A 17,694-nucleotide genomic window follows, 5' to 3' on the forward strand; every position below is an offset into this window, starting at 1 on the left:
AAGGATAATTATAATGAAGAAACTGACGATATTATCGGCAGCAGTGATGCTAGCACTAAGTGCACCTGCTGCGCTGGCGAAAGTATCACAAGCTGATGCAGACAAATTGGGTACAACATTAACCCCTATGGGTGCAGAAAAAGCGGCTAATGCCGATGGTTCAATTCCTGTTTGGAGTGGTGGTATTAGCAAACCTATAGCGGGTTACACTAAGGGTATGCATCATCCAGATCCTTTCCCAACTGACAAAGTGCTATTTACGATCACTAATGAAAATAAAGCCCAGTATGCTGAGTTTTTAACCCCGGGTCAGAAACAATTATTTGAAGTATATCCAGATACTTACAAAATGAATGTCTATGAAAGTCGCCGTACTGCAGCCGTACCTCAATATGTTTATGATGCGACTAAAGCCAATGCCGTTAGAGCTGAGTTAGTTTCACAAGGTAACGGTATTACTGGGGCGACCATTGGTGTGCCATTTCCAATCCCTGCTAACGGTTTAGAAGTGATTTGGAATCATATTTTACGTTATCGTGGTGTTGATGTAGAAACCTATCGTAGCCAAGCTGCGCCGATGTCTAATGGTTCTTACACTTTGGTTGAAAACGCTGAGGAAATTCGTTTTGAATATTCTCGTCCAGAGGTGACATTAGAGAAACTTAAAGAAACAAATACATTGTTTTACTTTAAACAAGTTGTGACTCAACCAGCACGACTTGCTGGTACAGCATTACTTGTAAAAGAAACCATGGATCAAGAGGCTCTTCCACGCCAAGCTTGGACTTATAACACTGGACAACGCCGAGTTCGTAAAGCGCCTAACGTAGCTTTTGATACACCTGGTACTGTGTCTGATGGGTTAAGAACAACAGATGATTTCGATATGTTTAACGGCTCTCCAATGCGTTATAACTGGGAATTAGTCGGTAAGAAAGAGATTTACATTCCATACAATGATTATCGTTTACATTCAGATGCGTTGAAATATGACCAAATTTTAAAACCTGGCCATATTAACCCTGAATATCCACGTTATGAAAAACATCGCGTATGGGAAGTCAAAGCGACGTTAAAAGAAGGCATGCGTCATACATATAAAACTCGTGTGTTTTATATTGATGAAGATTCATGGCAAGTTGCAGTAACTGATATATATGATAATCGCGATGAGCTTTATCGTGTTGGTGTCGCTCATCTTATCAACTATTATGAAGTGCCTGCGCTTTGGAGTACCTTAGAAGTGTTCCACGATCTTCAATCTCGCCGTTATTTAGCAATGGGTCTAGACAACGAAGGTCGCATGTATAATTTTGATGCATCGCTTTCTGAAGCTAACTTTACCCCAGACGCCCTAAGACGTGCCGGTATTCGTTAACAAGCCATAAATAAAATGGGGCGCGGTTGCGCCCCTATAAATTGTAAAGGAAGTTTGTATGACGTTTAGCATGCTTCGCAGTGCAGTGGCGATTGGGATTAGTGCATGTTTATATACTACTTCAGTAGATGCTCAACTCGATCCACTCTCTGTTCAGATTCAACCCCTAGCTCAATCCTCTTTATTGCTTGATATTGCTAATGCTGGTGACAAACTTGTCGCGGTAGGCCAACGCGGTAATGTGTTGCTTTTGGACAATAATCAATGGCACCAAGTCGCGACCCCTGTATTGTCTCAATTAACCAAAGTGTTTTTTTTCGACGACAAACAAGGTTGGGCTGTCGGCCATGATGCCACCATCATCCACACTCAAGATGGTGGATTAACGTGGTCGGTGCAGATGCAATCTGCTGAAATAGAGAAACCTTTTCTAGATATTCGTTTTTATAGTCCCGTTGATGGTATTGCGGTGGGCGCTTATGGATTATTTTATCGCACCGCTGATGGCGGTAAAACATGGCAACAAGAATTTCATCAAGAATTATTATTTGAAGAAGATATTGCCTATTTAAATGAACTTAAAGCAGAAGATGAAGCATTGTATTTATCTGAGCGAGCTTCATTATTACCCCATTTCAACCGTTTAATTCGCCTGAAAGATAAACGATTGTTGCTTGTGGGTGAGCTTGGCTTGGTCGCGGTATCGAGTGATAACGGCCAAACATTTTCGAAAACTAACTTTGATTATGATGGTTCAATGTTTAATGCCATTGAAGTTGGCGAAGATGTTTATGTCATGGGCTTACGTGGTCATGTGTTTAAGTCAGACTTAACGCTATCCGCATGGCAAGAAGTTAATTTACCTGTCCAATCATCAATTAATAGCGCACTTATTACCGCTAGTAATGACCTATACCTGGTGGGAAATGCTGGGATTGTGTTGTCAGTAGATGATGATAAAGCAACAATTGTTGCCAGACGCCAAGGTGAAAATATAGTGGCAATTGCTAAAGACAGTAAAGGCCAGTTATGGTTTGCCGGTTCTAAGGGACTGTTCCAGCTTGATTAACCTTTTGGTTAAACTGGACAATTAAAACAACAATAATAGGGCCGAAAAGATGTTAGAAAAACTGGTCAATGGATTTGAATCTCATTTATTCCGCAATCGAAAATGGGTCATCATTTCGTTTATTTTTATTACTTTTTTCTTAGGGTATCAAGCCAGCCAATTAAAAATGGATGCTGCTTTTAGTAAAAATATCCCACTCAATCATTCGTACATGCAAACGTATACCAAACATCAAAAAGATTTTGGTGGTGCTAACAGTATTATGGTGGCGGTAGAAGATACCAGTGGCAATATATTTAACCCGGTATTTTTTGATGCGCTCAAAAATGTGCACGATCAATTATTTTTTATTCCGGGTGTAGAACGTTCTCAGGTTAAGTCGTTATTCTCACCTTCAACTCGTTTTACCGAAGTCGTAGAAGACGGCTTTGCCGGTGGTCCGGTGATCCCTGCTGATTTTAGTAATGATGATTACGGTCTTAAAATCGTTCGTGATAACATTGAAAAAGCTGGCATTGTAGGCCGACTTATCGGTAATGATTACACCTCTGCCATGGTGTCTGCGCAGTTAATGGAGTTTGACCCTCAAACGGGTGAGGCTATTGATACTATTGCGTTTGCAAATCAATTAGAGCAAGAGCTTCGTGGCAAGTTTGAAAACGATAAGATCAAAATTCATATTATCGGTTTTGCAAAAATGGCTGGGGATGTTGCTGAGGGCGCTAAAGGCGTACTGCTGTTCTTTTTAATCGCCATTGCGATTACTGCTGTAATGGTATACCTATTTTCAAAATCGATAGTGCTAACCGTCTTGCCACTAGTGTGTAGTTTGGTTGCAGTATTTTGGCAATTAGGATTATTAACCGTGGTTGGCTTTGGTTTGGACCCAATGTCGATTTTAGTGCCATTTTTGGTGTTTGCTATTGGTGTGAGTCACGGGGTACAGATGATCAATGCTGTACGTCGTCGTGTGCTTGATGGCCAAACAACTAAAGCCGCTGCAGCGTCCGCATTTCGTAGCTTATTAGTGCCCGGTGGTGTTGCATTATTATCTGATACGGTTGGTTTTTTAACCTTACTGTCAATTGATATTGGTATTATTCGTGAGTTGGCTATTTCTGCATCGTTAGGTGTCGCGGTTATTATTTTAACCAATCTGATTTTACTACCATTGGTGATTTCATATTTTGAATTACCGAGTAAGCAAGACAGTCCTGAAAAACGTCAAAAAATTGAAAATATTTGGCGTGGTTTGTCTAAATTTGCGACCCCTAAATATGCCATTGTCGTATTGATTTCGACTGCGATACTTTACGCGGTTGGTTTTCAACAAGCGTCCAAAATGCAAATTGGTGATTTACAGGGCGGGGCGCCTGCACTGCATCAAGACTCTCGTTATAACCAAGACACTTTCTTTATCACTAAACATTTTTCAATTACAACTGATGTAATGTCAGTGATTGTAGAAGCTACACCAGAAGCCTGTACTTATCATTCATTGTTATCTCAGATAGATCAGTTCGAATGGATGATGGCAAATACACCTGGGGTAGAGTCAACGGCAAGCCTGGCATCTATTGCTAAGAAAGTGAATGCAGGATTTAACGAAGGTAACCCTAAGTGGGAGATTTTACCGCGTACCACCGCGAGTTTAGTCCAAGCCGTTGGCCAAGTACCGACAACATCTGGTTTGCTCAATAGTAATTGCTCGGTTATGCCTGTGTACTTGTTCTTAAAAGATCACAAAGCTGAAACCATCGAGGTGGTTGTAGACAAAGTTAAAGCGGTTGCCGCACAACTTAACTCTGACACTTTGCAATTTAAGCTAGCATCAGGTCCTGTTGGTGTCATGGCCGCCACAAATGAAGCCGTGAGCGAAGCTCAGCTACCAATGATGCTATATGTATATGGCGCTGTGTTTGTACTGTGTTTAATTAGCTTTAAGTCACTCAAAGCGACGATTGCGGTAATTATTCCACTTTATGTGGTATCAACATTAGCGCAAGCATTAATGACCTTGCTTGATATTGGTTTAGCGGTGAGTACGTTACCGGTGATTGCATTAGGTGTGGGTATCGGCGTTGATTACGGGATTTATATCTTGTCGACGATGTCCAATAAACTCAGTAATGGCATGCCGGTGCAACAAGCGTATTTCGAAGCTCTCGTTGAACGTGGTAGTGCGGTTATCTTTACCGGCCTAACGTTAGCCATTGGAGTGAGCACTTGGTTCTTCTCAGACCTTAAATTCCAAATGGATATGGGAATTTTGCTGACATTTATGTTTTTAGTGAATATGTTGGGAGCAATTATTATTCTACCCGCACTTTCAGCGATGTTTTGGCGAAAAAAGTAACTAAAACATGTGATTAAATAAAAAAGGGAGCTTAGCTCCCTTTTTTATTTTGCATAGTTACTCTATGCAAACGACTTAAATGTCATTTTAAACGCTAATCTATGCTGCCGACTGGATTTATAGAGGATGTACCACTAAAATTTTCCTCGATATAGCAGCAATTTAGTAATAAACTTTGCACAAGATCTCAAATATGAGTTTCTTTTGTTAAACGAAAAACAGTTATTTACGTGCTACACACAAAATGACTCGGACCGACACAATCAACAAGCCGAAGCATCCATATAATGATAAGAGCGCTGCCATAGACGCTTAAGGAATCTGCAACATGGCCTTGAAAGATGCAATGCCTTCAGTACTACTGGAAAATGTAGTCAATTTAATTCACACAAAAATCCCTCATTCTCAAGCCAAACAAGTTGAGCAATTTGCCAATTGCCTCTACGCCCATATGTCAAAAGACGATCTCAATGCTCGTAATGACAGTGATTTATATGGTGCTGTAGTGAGCCTTTGGAATGCGCTGAATAAAACGGCCCAGGATCAAACCCACATCCGTGTATTTAATCCTAGCCAAGCAAAACATGGCTGGCAGTCAACTCACAGCATTATTGAGGTTATCCAACTTGATATGCCTTTCTTGGTTGACTCGCTCTCAATGGCGTTAAATCGAATGGGCATCACTGCCCATGTGATGTTACATACGCCATTAGCCGTTGTACGTGGTAATAACAACAATGTGTCAGATGTGTCATTTGTTAATGACACAACTGATAACAGCAATAATGTTGCTGTATTCTTGGTCGAAATTGATAAACAAAATAGTGATGCTGACATTAAAGCGATTGAAAAAGAAATTCAATCTGTACTTGCTGATGTCTCAGCGTCGGTCAATGATTGGCAATTAATGTCAGATACATTAACCGAGACTATTAAGCAATTACCTTCACGTCCATTCCCTGGTGATAAAACGGAATTGAAAGAGTCAGTTGATTTTTTAAACTACTTGAACAACCATCATTTCACTTTGCTTGGCTATCGTTATTACGATTTAAAACGTGTTGAAGGTGATGTTGAGCTTGTTCCTAATATTGAATCTAGCTTAGGGCTAATGAACCGTTCAAAAACCTCACACAGTGAGCGTGGTTTATTACTTTCAAGTTTATCTGATTCAGCCCGTAAAGAGGCATTAGATGAAAGCTTACTTGTTCTCACCAAGAGCTCTGCTAAAAGTCGTGTACATCGTCCGGCTTATGTAGATTATATTGGTGTTAAACGTTTCGATAAAAAAGGCAACGTAATCGGTGAAGATCGCTTCATTGGTTTATATGCTTCAAATCTTTATAACCGTAGCCCACGCGAAATTCCATTATTGGGCGAAAAGGTTCAGCGCATTCTTGATAATTCAGGGCTAACTCCGCGCTCGCATGATTATAAAGCGTTGATGAACATTCTTGAAAACTTACCTCGTGATGAGCTAATTCAAGCTAAAGATCCTGAGCTATCAAACATAGCTCATGGTGTTTTGGAAATGCAAGATCGCGATAAGTTAAAGCTGTTTGTGCGTAAAGACGGTTATGGTCGTTTCTTGTCGTGTTTAGTGTATGTGTCTAAAGACCGCTACAACACTAAGTTACGCCAAGACACTCAACGCATTTTGGCACAACATTTCCAAAGTAATGAAGATGTTGAGTTCACCACGTATTTTTCTGAGTCTACTCTGGCTCGCACTCACTATATTATCAAAGTTGATAATAACAATATGGATGTTGATGTGGCCGCCATTGAAAAAAATCTTATTGAAGCCGCTCGCTCGTGGGATGACAAACTGCACACTGCATTAAACAATGCCGTTGGTGAACAAGCTGGAACAGGACTGACAAAGCGTTATTTAAATGCGTTCCCACCTAGCTATAAAGATGATGTATTACCAAGTTCTGCTGTGGTTGATATGCAGCATTTAGAAGCTTTGGATGATGATCACAAGTTAGGCATGTTGTTCTATCAGCCACAAGAGTCGGCGTTAAATGACAATAAAGTTCGCTTAAAACTGTTTCATAAAGACGAGCCAATTCATTTGTCTGATGTTTTGCCAATGCTTGAAAACTTTGGCTTACGCGTGATCAATGAACGTCCGTACGAAGTGAAAACCAATGATGGCGCGACATTCTGGATTTTAGATTTCTTAATGACAGTGCAAGGCGCTGCCACAGAGAATCTAGCCGACAGTCAAGACCGTTTCCAAACGGCTTTATTGCAAGTGTGGCAGAAGAAGTTAGAAGATGACGGCTTTAACCGCATGGTACTGTCAACAGGCCTCAGTGGTCGTGAAGTGTCTATTTTGCGTGCTTATGCTAAGTATATGCGTCAAATTGATGCAACATTCAGTCAGTCGTACATCGAAGAAACGTTTAGCCGTTATCCTAAATTAGCGGACTTATTGGTGAAAATGTTCATCCGTAAGTTTAACCCTAAACTAAAAACGCGCACCTTAAGTAAGTTCCTTGAACAGGTGAACATACAACTTGATGACGTTTCAAGCTTAGATGATGACCGTATTATTCGTCGTTACTTAGATTTAATTAACGCCACATTACGAACTAACTTCTATCAAACTGCTATTGGCGGAAAAGCGAAAGACTATATCTCGTTTAAATTTGCACCGAGCTTAATCCCAGAAATGCCTAAGCCGATGCCTAAGTTTGAGATTTTCGTGTATTCGCCTCGTGTTGAAGGTGTGCATTTACGCGGTGGTAAAGTGGCCCGTGGTGGTTTACGTTGGTCTGATCGTCGTGAAGACTTCCGTACCGAAGTACTCGGTTTAGTAAAAGCACAACAAGTTAAAAACACCGTGATTGTGCCTGTAGGCGCAAAAGGTGGTTTTGTGTGTAAGCAACTGCCGACAGAAGGTGGCCGCGAAGCATTATTCACTGAAGGGCAAGAATGTTACCGTATCTTTATCCGTGCGTTATTGGATATTTCAGACAACATTGTTAATGGTGAAGTGGTTCCACCCGCAGATGTTGTACGTCACGATGAAGACGATCCATATTTGGTTGTTGCTGCTGACAAAGGCACGGCAACATTCTCAGATATTGCTAATGCGATTGCGATTGAATATAACTTCTGGTTAGGCGATGCGTTTGCTTCTGGTGGTAGTAACGGTTATGACCACAAGAAAATGGGTATTACTGCACGCGGTGCATGGGAGTCGGTTAAACGCCATTTCCGTGAAATTGGTGTAGATTGTCAAACTACTCCATTTAGTTGTGTTGCGATTGGCGACATGGCTGGTGACGTATTTGGTAACGGTATGCTGTTATCTGAGCAAACTCAATTGGTCGCTGCATTTAACCATATGCACATCTTTATTGACCCTACGCCCAAAATTGCAGAAAGCTATGCTGAGCGTCAGCGTTTATTTGTACTGCCACGCTCAAGCTGGGAAGACTATAACGCTAAACTGATTTCTAAAGGCGGCGGGATATTCTTACGCTCTGCTAAGTCAATTAAATTGACACCAGAAATCAAGAAAATGTTGGACACTGACAAAGACACCATGAACCCAACTGAACTGATGAAAGAACTACTGAAAATGCCAGTAGACTTGATTTGGAATGGTGGTATTGGTACCTACGTTAAGTCGAGCAAAGAATCGCATGCTGAAGTAGGCGACCGTGCCAACGACACCTTACGTGTTAATGGTAAAGAAGTACGTGCCAAAATCATCGGTGAAGGCGGTAACTTAGGTTGCACTCAATTAGGCCGTATTGAATACTGCGCTAATGGCGGCCGTATGAATACCGACTTCGTCGATAACGTTGGCGGTGTAGATTGTTCAGATAACGAAGTTAACATCAAAATCTTCTTAAACACGTTAGTGGCAGAAGGTGAGTTAACCGTTAAACAGCGTAACCGTTTACTTGAAGACATGACTGACGAAGTCAGTGAAATTGTGATTAAAGATTGTAAAGATCAAACCCGTACGATTTCGGTTACCCAAGTACATGGTGTGTCACAGCTTAAAGAGCAAATTCGTTTTATTCAGTATCTTGAAAAAGACGGTAAACTTGACCGCGCACTTGAGTTCTTACCAACTGATGACGATCTTGCCGAACGTTTAGCCAATGGCCGTGCTTTAACTCGTCCTGAGTTATCGGTATTAGTTGCTTACGCTAAAATGGTACTTAAAGAACAGCTCGTGACACCTGAAATCACTGAAGATGCATTTTTAAGCAAGTTATTAGTGGCTTATTTCCCTAAAAAGTTACAAGCAAAATACGCTGATAAAATGACCGCACATCCTCTACGTGGTGAAATTATTGCTACATCATTAGCTAATGAATTAGTTAATGATATGGGCTTTAATTTTGTACAACGTATGCAAGATGAGACCGGTGCAACAGTTGCTGAAGCGGCTATTAGTTATACTATGGCCCGAGAGATCTTTGGTCTTGATGAGTTAACCGCTTCTATTACTGAGTTAAATGGTGTTATTCCGGCACATGTGCAGGGTGAAATGCTACATCTGTTACGTCGTAATATGCGTCGAGCATGTCGTTGGTTTATTCGTCATCGCAATCGTGCTCATGATATTGATCAAACAGTGGCATTCTTTAAGCCTGTATTTGAACAGCTTAAAGCTAACGTTGACCAGTATATGATTGAAGCTGAAGTTAAAGTGATTTCTGCTGAAATTACTACTCTAGTAAAAGAAAATGTCCCTAAAGCAGTTGCACTAATTGTCGCTAAAATGAGTACATTATTCTCTGCGTTAGACATTGCACAAATTGCTCAAATCGAGAATAAGTCAGTTGATCTGGTATCAGAAACTTACTTCAAACTCGGTGCAAAAGTTGAATTACATTGGTTCTTAGAACAAATCAATGCTCAACCTGTAGCAAACCATTGGCAAGCACTTGCTCGTGCGGCATTCAGAGAAGAACTTGATTGGCAACAACGAGCATTAAGTTCTGCAGTATTACGTACTTGTACAGATACTTGTGATGCAGATAGTGTTATTAATCAATGGATTACATTAAACAAACCATTGCTTGAAAGATGGTATCACATGCTAGCCGACTTCAAGGTTTCTCAAACCCATGAATTTGCTAAGTTCTCAGTCGCCTTAAGAGAACTGAACTTGCTGATTTTGCATTGCGAAGGTCAGAAGTAGTTTTTATAATGTGAATAAGCCCTGGCGATTGCCGGGGTTTTTTTTAGGTCTAGGAGAAAACATGTTTTACAAACTCGCGCAAAAAGTAATGTTTCAGATGGACCCTGAGTTAGCCCACAATATCGCGATTGGCAGTTTGAAAATGACCGGAAACAATCTGTTAAATTGTTTCTATCGTCAACAGGTTAAATCTGCTCCTGTAACCTGTATGGGACTGACGTTCCCAAATCCTGTCGGCTTAGCTGCTGGATTAGATAAAGACGGCGAGTCAATTGATGCTTTTCATGCAATGGGTTTTGGCCATGTTGAAGTCGGGACAGTAACACCACGGCCACAAGCCGGTAACGATCAACCGCGTTTATTCCGATTAAAACCTGCCAAAGGTATTATTAATCGCATGGGTTTTAATAATAAAGGTGTCGATAATCTGGTTCGTAATTTAATGGCCAAAAAGTCTGACATTATGGTTGGCGTGAACATAGGTAAAAATAAAGACACTCCAGTAGAGCAGGGTAAAGATGACTACTTAATTTGTATGGAAAAGGTTTATCAATATGCGAGCTATATTGCAGTTAATATTTCCTCTCCTAACACTCCTGGTTTACGTTCAATGCAATACGGTGAGTTATTAGATGACTTACTTAGCTCAATTAAAGCCAAACAAACTGAATTAGCTGCTAAACACGGTAAATATGTGCCAGTGGCGCTAAAAATTGCGCCTGATTTAAGCTCAGAAGAAATTAGCGCCATAGCTGATTCATTGATGAGTAATCAGTTTGATGGTGTTATCGCTACCAACACCACCTTAAGCCGCGATAATGTGGTTGGATTAAAAAATGCTGAAGAAATGGGTGGATTAAGTGGCAAACCGTTGACGGATTTATCAACACAAGTGATCAAACAATTAGCGATCTGTTTACAAGGTAAGATCCCGATCATTGGTGTTGGTGGGATCAATAGTGCAGCAGATGCTTTAGCTAAATTTGACGCTGGCTCAACTATGGTGCAGATATACTCTGGTTTTATCTATCAAGGTCCTAAATTGGTTGATCAGATCGCTAGAGCTTATTGTAAAAAATAGTGACTAAAATATAACGTTATTGATCAAAAATCATGCCGCGATCGAATTTTAGATCATTCGATCGCGCTAACACTATGAAATTTATGTTATAATTTATAATTAAATTTTGATATTGGGTGAAAAATAAACTATTATGCACAAGTGTTCAACATTTAGGTGCAGATTGCCATGTTATTAATGCCAAACAAGGACTGGCATTGGGAATACAATGAAACTTGCAAGCAGCTAAGTATTTCATTGGGTTCCGAGATGGAGTTCTTAACCCCATACAAGACAAAACTATTAATTCCAGATGCGTTAACCGCAACTGAATTTAATCTTGAACACGCAAAATTCTACATTAAAATGCTCGAAACACTTCCTAAAGTGCTACACATCTCTGATGCAGGTATTGTACAAACCGCTTTAAATGCCACCGCTGCCCATTTTTTATTACAATCACAAATGCCCAAGTCTTGGTTTTTCGACGTGAGTGATGAGTGTGTTTATTGCGAAGTCGGTAAGTTATTTCAACTTAATTGTGGTTATTCAAAAGTATTAGCATTAGTGGTTGATAATGGCTTACAAGCCGCAACAGTGATGATTCTATCGCAATACTGTCAGTTATCAGACAGCAAATCGCTAGTACAATTCGATACCATTAAAGTGATGCATAATCGTTTGCACCCATTGCGTAAAGCCAGACAAGTCGTGGCAGCTTAATATCATTGAAGTTAATGTGCGTAATAAAATAATGCCAAACATAGAGTTTGGCATTTTTGTTTTAGCTCATTTTCTTAAAAACATTTAACTCATTTTACGCAGCACACTAAGCGGCGCAATACGTAATACCCAATGCAAAATAGCCCATGGATAACTCGGTACATAAGCATTAGCTTTCTCTTTTTGAATCGCTTTAACCATAGCTTTACAACCTGTCTCGGTGTCGACAATAAACGGAACCGTTTTAACTTTTTCATTAATCTCAGTGCGAATAAAGCCAGGGTGTATACACGTCACTTTTATTGGTGTGTTCATCACATCGATACGGATACCTTCAGATAACGACGTTAAGGCGGCTTTTGTAGCCGCATAAACGGTCATGGCACGTCTAAATCCACGCACTGCACTAATCGATGAAATAGTGACAAGATGGCCATTGTTTTGCTCACGAAAAATGGCCATCGCAGCTTCACACTGGGCTATTGCAGCAATAAAGTTAGTTTGCGCAGTTTGTAAGTTAGCTTCAAAAAAACCGCTACCAATTGCAGCACCTTTGCCCATTCCAGCATTAACAATGACGCGATCTAGTTGGCCTAATTCTTGTTTAAATTGACTAAATACTTCAAATACTTGTGGGTGGTCGTTCACATCAAGTGATTTAATTAACACCTGTATATTGGGATTAATCACCAATAATTCTTGCTTTAATTCTTCGAGGCGGTCTATTCGTCTAGCACACAAGGCTAGATTATGGTTTTGCTTAGCAAATTCAAGTGCCATACCGCGGCCTAAACCTGAACTCGCCCCAGTGATTAATATGTTTGTCCGTTTCATAATGTGCTCTTTATTTTTGTTTTAATTGTTTTGCTAAATGTGTTGAGCATCGTCACTTAACGATACTCACAAAGTGAATATAACTTAAATCAAGCTGCATAAATGGCGTAGCTCCCCATCAAAAAAGCTATGCTCATTTAAGGTAATTAAACTCAGTCGTTGTCGTTTTAACTGTAATTGGCTCACACCGCAATTAACTAGCTGTTTATTGATATTAAAAAATTGACCTTCTGGTACTGATAATATTTGCATTATCGCGGCACTAATTACGCCACCAGAGGTGAATACAAACACAGTGTCATTGTCATTTGTCTGCTCGATCAGTTGTTGTAATCCTTGGCTTACACGTTGAGTAAAGTGTTGCCAAGATTCGTTATAGTTATAGTTATAGTTATAGTTATCGTTAGCGTAATTTGATTGTTGTTGCCATTGCTCAATGGCTTGACTAAATAATTCGATAAAGGCCCTTGTGGGTGAAGTTTGTTGTTGAAGGTAATGCTTCATCGCTTCTGGATTGGCTAAGTCTGGTCGATAAACCGCAATCACATTTTCATGGTCAAACTCATTCCAAAGAGTACTTATCTGTAATGACTCATTCAATAAAAGTGGTGACAACGTCGATAAACAAGCATCACGAGTTTGTTGATGACGAGTCATGTTGCCGCAAATAACATGCTTAGGTTGAATTAAGCGTTGGTTAAAATACTCACCCAAATGCCTTGCTTGGCTATGGCCTAAACTTGATAAGTTGTCATAGTTATTTGCGCCAAAGCTTGCTTGCCCATGGCGGATTAAATAAATATTCGCCACGGTTATCCTTTTTGCTTCATTGCACGTTTACAGCGCCACAACAAATAATGTGAAAAAATCCAAAATTGTTTGAATGCAGGGTTGCGTGTTTGTTTATGGTGATAGCGATAATAAATTTGCTGCACTATGCCTGCTAAACGGAATAAACCAAATACTTCATAAAAGCGAAAATTTTCAATAGTGATGTCCATTTTGTCACAGTAATATTTCACCACTTGCTCGCGAGTGAGCATGCCATCAAGGTGTGTGGGTTGGCGGCGAGTCATTTGAGCTAAAAAGTCATCATCGGCTTCAACCCAATAGGCGAGGGTATTGCCCAAATCCATCAATGGATTACCGAGTGTTGCCAGTTCCCAGTCTAGTATTCCATTGACCTTACTGATGTCATCTGGATCTAACACCACGTTATCAAACCGAAAGTCATTGTGGGTTAGGCAAATGGTTTCTTGTGCTGGTTTATGTTGTTGTAGCCAAGTCATCACACTTTTACCAGAGGGCACATTCCAAGTTTTAGCTTGAGTGTAGCGCTGGCTCCAGCCATCAATCTGACGCTGAGTATAACCTTCGCCTTTGCCGATGTGGTTAAGGTTAGCGGCATCAATATCCACTTTGTGTAACTCGATTAAACAATCAATCACATTGGTGCAAAGGGTTCTGGCTTGTTGTTTATCGACTTTTAAGCCTTGAGGAAGATTTTGTCTTGGGATAATGCCATTGAGCTTTTCCATGACATAAAACTCAGTCCCTAAGACATTGTCATCATCGCAATGTACCAGCATTGCAGGCACATAAGGGTACACGGGTTTAAGTGCTTGCTGTAATCGATACTCGCGCCCCATGTCGTGAGCACCTTTGGCTTTGGTGCCTTTAGGTGCACGGCGTAAAATAAGCTCGCGATTAGCGTAGCTTAAACAGTAAGTCCAATTGGATGCACCGCCAGTGTACTGGGTTATGGTTAACTCACCTTCAAGCCCATTAATGTGCTGTTTTAACCACGGGTCGATAACCGCTGCGTCAAGCTCCTCGCCGGTACGAACCGTTTTAGCTTTATCAAGATATTGTTGGTTCATTAAGCTTGTTCCTCCCTTAACAATTGCCTAAGACGCTGTGTTTGTTTTAACACTAGTTTAAAATACCAATGTAAAGGCAATAAACGTTTTAACTGATAAAGCCGTTTGCCTTGTTGATGTGTCAGTAATAGAAATTGTTTGTTCTTTTCGCCTTGATAGGCGATGTCTGCCACTTGTGTTGCATTGATAGGTGACTTATCAAATAGCTTACCCATGAGTTTTTCCATGGTTGGTAATTGGGTGCGTAAGCTAGTACCAAGATTTGTTTTAAAAAAGCCAGGGCATAACACGCTAACATTAATATTGTCATCGGCAAGTTCTAAGCGCAACGTTTCTGACAACGATACCACAGCCGCTTTTGATGCATTATAACTGGACATAAATGGGATAGGGGTTAAACCCGCTTGTGATGCCACATTCACAATACTGCCAACACCTTGTTGTTTAAAAAGCGGTACAAATTGCTGACACATGTTAACGATACCAAATAAGTTGATTTCCATAATCCAACGCCATTGCAACATAGGTTCAGCTTCTATTTTATCTGCAGAAGCCACGCCGGCATTATTGATTAATACATCGATATGTTGCCAACGCTCATTCAGTACTTTTACGAGGGCTGTAATGCTGTCTGTGTTGGTGATATCGCAAGGCACGAAAAAAGCCTTGCCTCCTAACGCTTCGATTTCTTGGCACACTTGTTCGCCAGCTGGTTGATTAATATCTGCAACGCACACTTCGGCATGCTGACTCGCCCATTTAAGCGCAAGAGCTTTACCTAAGCCCGATGCCGCGCCGGTGATCACCACATGTTGTTGTTCTATTGGTTTCATTGTTATCACCATTATTGGTACTTTGCTAACTCAAGACGCGACACCATGGCCATATGCACTTCATCCGGTCCATCGGCTAAACGTAAACTGCGGGCCATTGCTGCAAAACCTGCTAATGGTGTGTCATGGTTCATGCCTGCACCACCATATATTTGAATCGCCATATCGACGACTTGGGTCAGCATATTCGGGACAACCACTTTAATTGCCGAAATATCGGTCATGGCGTGCTTGACGCCTAAGTTATCGATTTTCCACGCGGCATTAAGTGTCAATAATCGAGCTTGCTCTATTGCCATGCGCGCTTGGGCTATACGTTCAAGATTACCGCCTAATTTGATAATAGGCTGACCAAAGGCGATTCGAGATTTACCGCGCTCAATCGCTAATGATAAGGCTCGTTCTGCTGCGCCAATCGCGCGCATACAGTGATGAATACGACCGGGGCCTAATCGACCTTGAGCTATTTCAAAGCCTTTACCTAAACCCATAATGACATTACTTTTGGGTACTCGTACATTAACGAGTTCCATTTCTCCATGGCCATAAGGGGCATCATAATCACCATAGGCGGTTAACATACGTGTGATGCTGACCCCAGGCGTGTCCATCGGCACCAATACCATGCTATGACGTTGGTGTTTTGGTGCGTCGCTATGAGACAGTCCCATAAAGATCATGATCTTACTATTTGGATGGCCCAAACCCGTTGACCACCATTTGCGGCCATTGATGACAACATCATCACCGTCTTCAATAATAGTGGCTTGCATATTGGTGGCATCCGACGAAGCCACGTCAGGTTCTGTCATCGCAAATACTGATCGGATTTCGCCAGCTAGTAGAGGTGTTAACCATTGTTGCTGTTGTTGCTTATCACCAAAGTGATAAAGCACTTCCATGTTACCGGTATCTGGTGCATTACAATTGAAGATTTCTGGGGCCAGAAGCGATCGCCCCATTGCTTCAGCTAAGGGGGCGTATTCAACACAAGTCAGCCCTTTACCTAATGTGGCATCAGGTAGAAATAAATTCCATAATCCTAGTGCTTTTGCTTGAGCTTTAAGTGCTTCTATTTGCGGTAACAGTTGCCAACGTGTCCAATCGCAACTGTGATTGATTCGTCTATTTTCTGCGAGTAATTCAGCTTCAATTGGGAGGATATATTGATTAATAAACAACGTTACTTTCGCTAAATATTGTTGTGATTTTTCTGTAGCGTAGATATTCATTTAAGCATCCTGTGTGACGTAAGCCTCAGTTATTGTCAGTATGTGACCAAGCTATTGTTAAGGGTTCAGCATATCGCAGTATTTTGAGTGAATGAAATGAAATAACATGCTAGGTTGTAATGAATGCCATTCATAGATGTGTGTGGCAAATTCATTTAACAATAGAGATCAAGATGGCAGATACTAAAGCAATTCAGCAGCTTGACCTTAATTTGTTGAAAATATTTGAAGCGCTTTATTCTGAACAAAACATGACTTTAGCGTCAAAGTCGTTGTTTATAACGCCATCAGCAGTAAGCCATGCGATAAAACGATTACGTTTAGTGTTAAACGACCCGCTATTTGTACGCCAAGGCCTGCAAATGCAACCGACAGCTGCTTGTCAACGTATGGCTCCGCAACTTATAAGTGCGCTAAATCGAATAAGGCAAGTACTGCAGCAATGTGGGGAGTTTGACCCGCTTACTACGGAGCAAACTTTTAAAATAGCCATTCATGAAGCGCTAGAAAGCCAAATAATGCCGACGCTGATTAAGCAAGTTGCGCAGTTAATTCCGCATGCGAAAATAGCCAGTATGTCATTGTTTCGGGAAAATATAGCGCGCCAGTTGGCGAACGGAGAAGTGGATTTAGCCATTGATGTTGCGCGAGCGGTGAATGCCCCTTTAGCCCATAAAACTCTGTTGTCAGATCCATTTTGTGTGTTGATAGACCGTCGACAACATGCAATGTATTTAGAGCCTAGTACGAAGCTGACTCCAACCGACTATGCCAATGCTGAGCATGTAGCAGTATCGAGTAGGCCCACTGGCCGAGTAATGGAAGATATTTTGTTACAACAACAAGGTATTAATCGGCACATTAAATACCGATGCCAGAGTTACCAAACAGCCGCGAAAATTGTCATAGGGTCGCCTTTTATGTTGACCTTACCGCGCTCTTTAGCGGAGCAATTTACACATCCAGATTTACATGTGTGCACAATGCCATTTGAACTACCGGACATTGATACCCATTTATATTGGCACATGAATACTGAGACCGATCCCGCTTTTGTGTGGTTAAGAGCACAAATTGAGATGGTTATTGTTGCGAAGTAATCATCTTTATTGCGGAATAGAAACGCTATTGAGCAGAAATATCGATTGGCATA

Annotated in this window: 12 protein-coding genes; 7 read left to right on the top strand and 5 right to left on the bottom strand. The window is 41.0% G+C overall.

Going from position 1 to position 17,694, the window contains the following annotated elements:
• The first annotated feature begins 13 nt into the window (after nt 1–13).
• The 6 genes from CXF88_RS11665 to CXF88_RS11690 all read left to right on the top strand — a co-directional run bounded on the left by CXF88_RS11665 (nt 14) and on the right by CXF88_RS11690 (nt 11,762).
• The gene (locus tag CXF88_RS11665; protein WP_101086985.1) at nt 14–1,378 is read left to right on the top strand and encodes a DUF1329 domain-containing protein; all 1,365 of its coding nucleotides are present in this window, start codon (nt 14–16) and stop codon (nt 1,376–1,378) included.
• Nucleotides 1,379–1,436: 58 nt separating this feature from the next.
• A complete protein-coding gene (locus tag CXF88_RS11670) occupies nt 1,437–2,447 on the top strand; it encodes a YCF48-related protein (protein WP_101086986.1) in 1,011 nt (336 codons plus the stop codon).
• Between the two features lie 49 nt (nt 2,448–2,496).
• Nucleotides 2,497–4,803 (top strand): MMPL family transporter, encoded by a 2,307-nt coding sequence (locus CXF88_RS11675; protein ID WP_101086987.1) that lies wholly within the window; start codon nt 2,497–2,499, stop codon nt 4,801–4,803.
• A 328-nt stretch (nt 4,804–5,131) separates the two neighbouring features.
• Nucleotides 5,132–9,979: an NAD-glutamate dehydrogenase gene (locus tag CXF88_RS11680; RefSeq protein WP_101086988.1), complete on the top strand. Its 4,848-nt coding sequence runs from the start codon at nt 5,132–5,134 to the stop codon at nt 9,977–9,979.
• A gap of 61 nt (nt 9,980–10,040) precedes the next feature.
• Complete coding sequence (gene pyrD / locus CXF88_RS11685; RefSeq protein ID WP_101086989.1) at nt 10,041–11,060, top strand: quinone-dependent dihydroorotate dehydrogenase; 1,020 nt, start codon at nt 10,041–10,043, stop codon at nt 11,058–11,060.
• Nucleotides 11,061–11,228: 168 nt separating this feature from the next.
• Complete coding sequence (locus CXF88_RS11690; protein WP_011637675.1) at nt 11,229–11,762, top strand: cell division protein ZapC; 534 nt, start codon at nt 11,229–11,231, stop codon at nt 11,760–11,762.
• A gap of 84 nt (nt 11,763–11,846) precedes the next feature.
• Here CXF88_RS11690 and CXF88_RS11695 read toward each other — a convergent pair whose 3' ends face one another.
• The 5 genes from CXF88_RS11695 to CXF88_RS11715 all read right to left on the bottom strand — a co-directional run bounded on the left by CXF88_RS11695 (nt 11,847) and on the right by CXF88_RS11715 (nt 16,541).
• Nucleotides 11,847–12,596, bottom strand: coding sequence for an SDR family oxidoreductase (locus CXF88_RS11695; protein WP_101086990.1), 750 nt, complete (start codon nt 12,594–12,596; stop codon nt 11,847–11,849).
• An 84-nt stretch (nt 12,597–12,680) separates the two neighbouring features.
• Nucleotides 12,681–13,406 (bottom strand): histidine phosphatase family protein, encoded by a 726-nt coding sequence (locus CXF88_RS11700; RefSeq protein WP_101086991.1) that lies wholly within the window; start codon nt 13,404–13,406, stop codon nt 12,681–12,683.
• Between the two features lie 2 nt (nt 13,407–13,408).
• A complete protein-coding gene (locus tag CXF88_RS11705; RefSeq protein WP_101086992.1) occupies nt 13,409–14,476 on the bottom strand; it encodes a phosphotransferase family protein in 1,068 nt (355 codons plus the stop codon).
• Entirely contained in the window at nt 14,476–15,309 is an 834-nt protein-coding gene (locus CXF88_RS11710) for an SDR family oxidoreductase (protein WP_101086993.1), read from the bottom strand. Before CXF88_RS11710 ends, CXF88_RS11705 begins: the two co-directional genes overlap by 1 nt.
• Nucleotides 15,310–15,320: 11 nt before the next feature.
• Nucleotides 15,321–16,541 (bottom strand): acyl-CoA dehydrogenase family protein, encoded by a 1,221-nt coding sequence (locus CXF88_RS11715; RefSeq protein ID WP_101086994.1) that lies wholly within the window; start codon nt 16,539–16,541, stop codon nt 15,321–15,323.
• 173 nt (nt 16,542–16,714) lie between these two features.
• Between CXF88_RS11715 and CXF88_RS11720 the strand changes: the two genes are divergently transcribed.
• Complete coding sequence (locus CXF88_RS11720; RefSeq protein ID WP_197708434.1) at nt 16,715–17,641, top strand: LysR family transcriptional regulator; 927 nt, start codon at nt 16,715–16,717, stop codon at nt 17,639–17,641.
• Nucleotides 17,642–17,694 lie beyond the last annotated feature (53 nt).

It is taken from the genome of Shewanella sp. ALD9 (assembly GCF_002836315.1).
GTDB lineage: Bacteria > Pseudomonadota > Gammaproteobacteria > Enterobacterales > Shewanellaceae > Shewanella.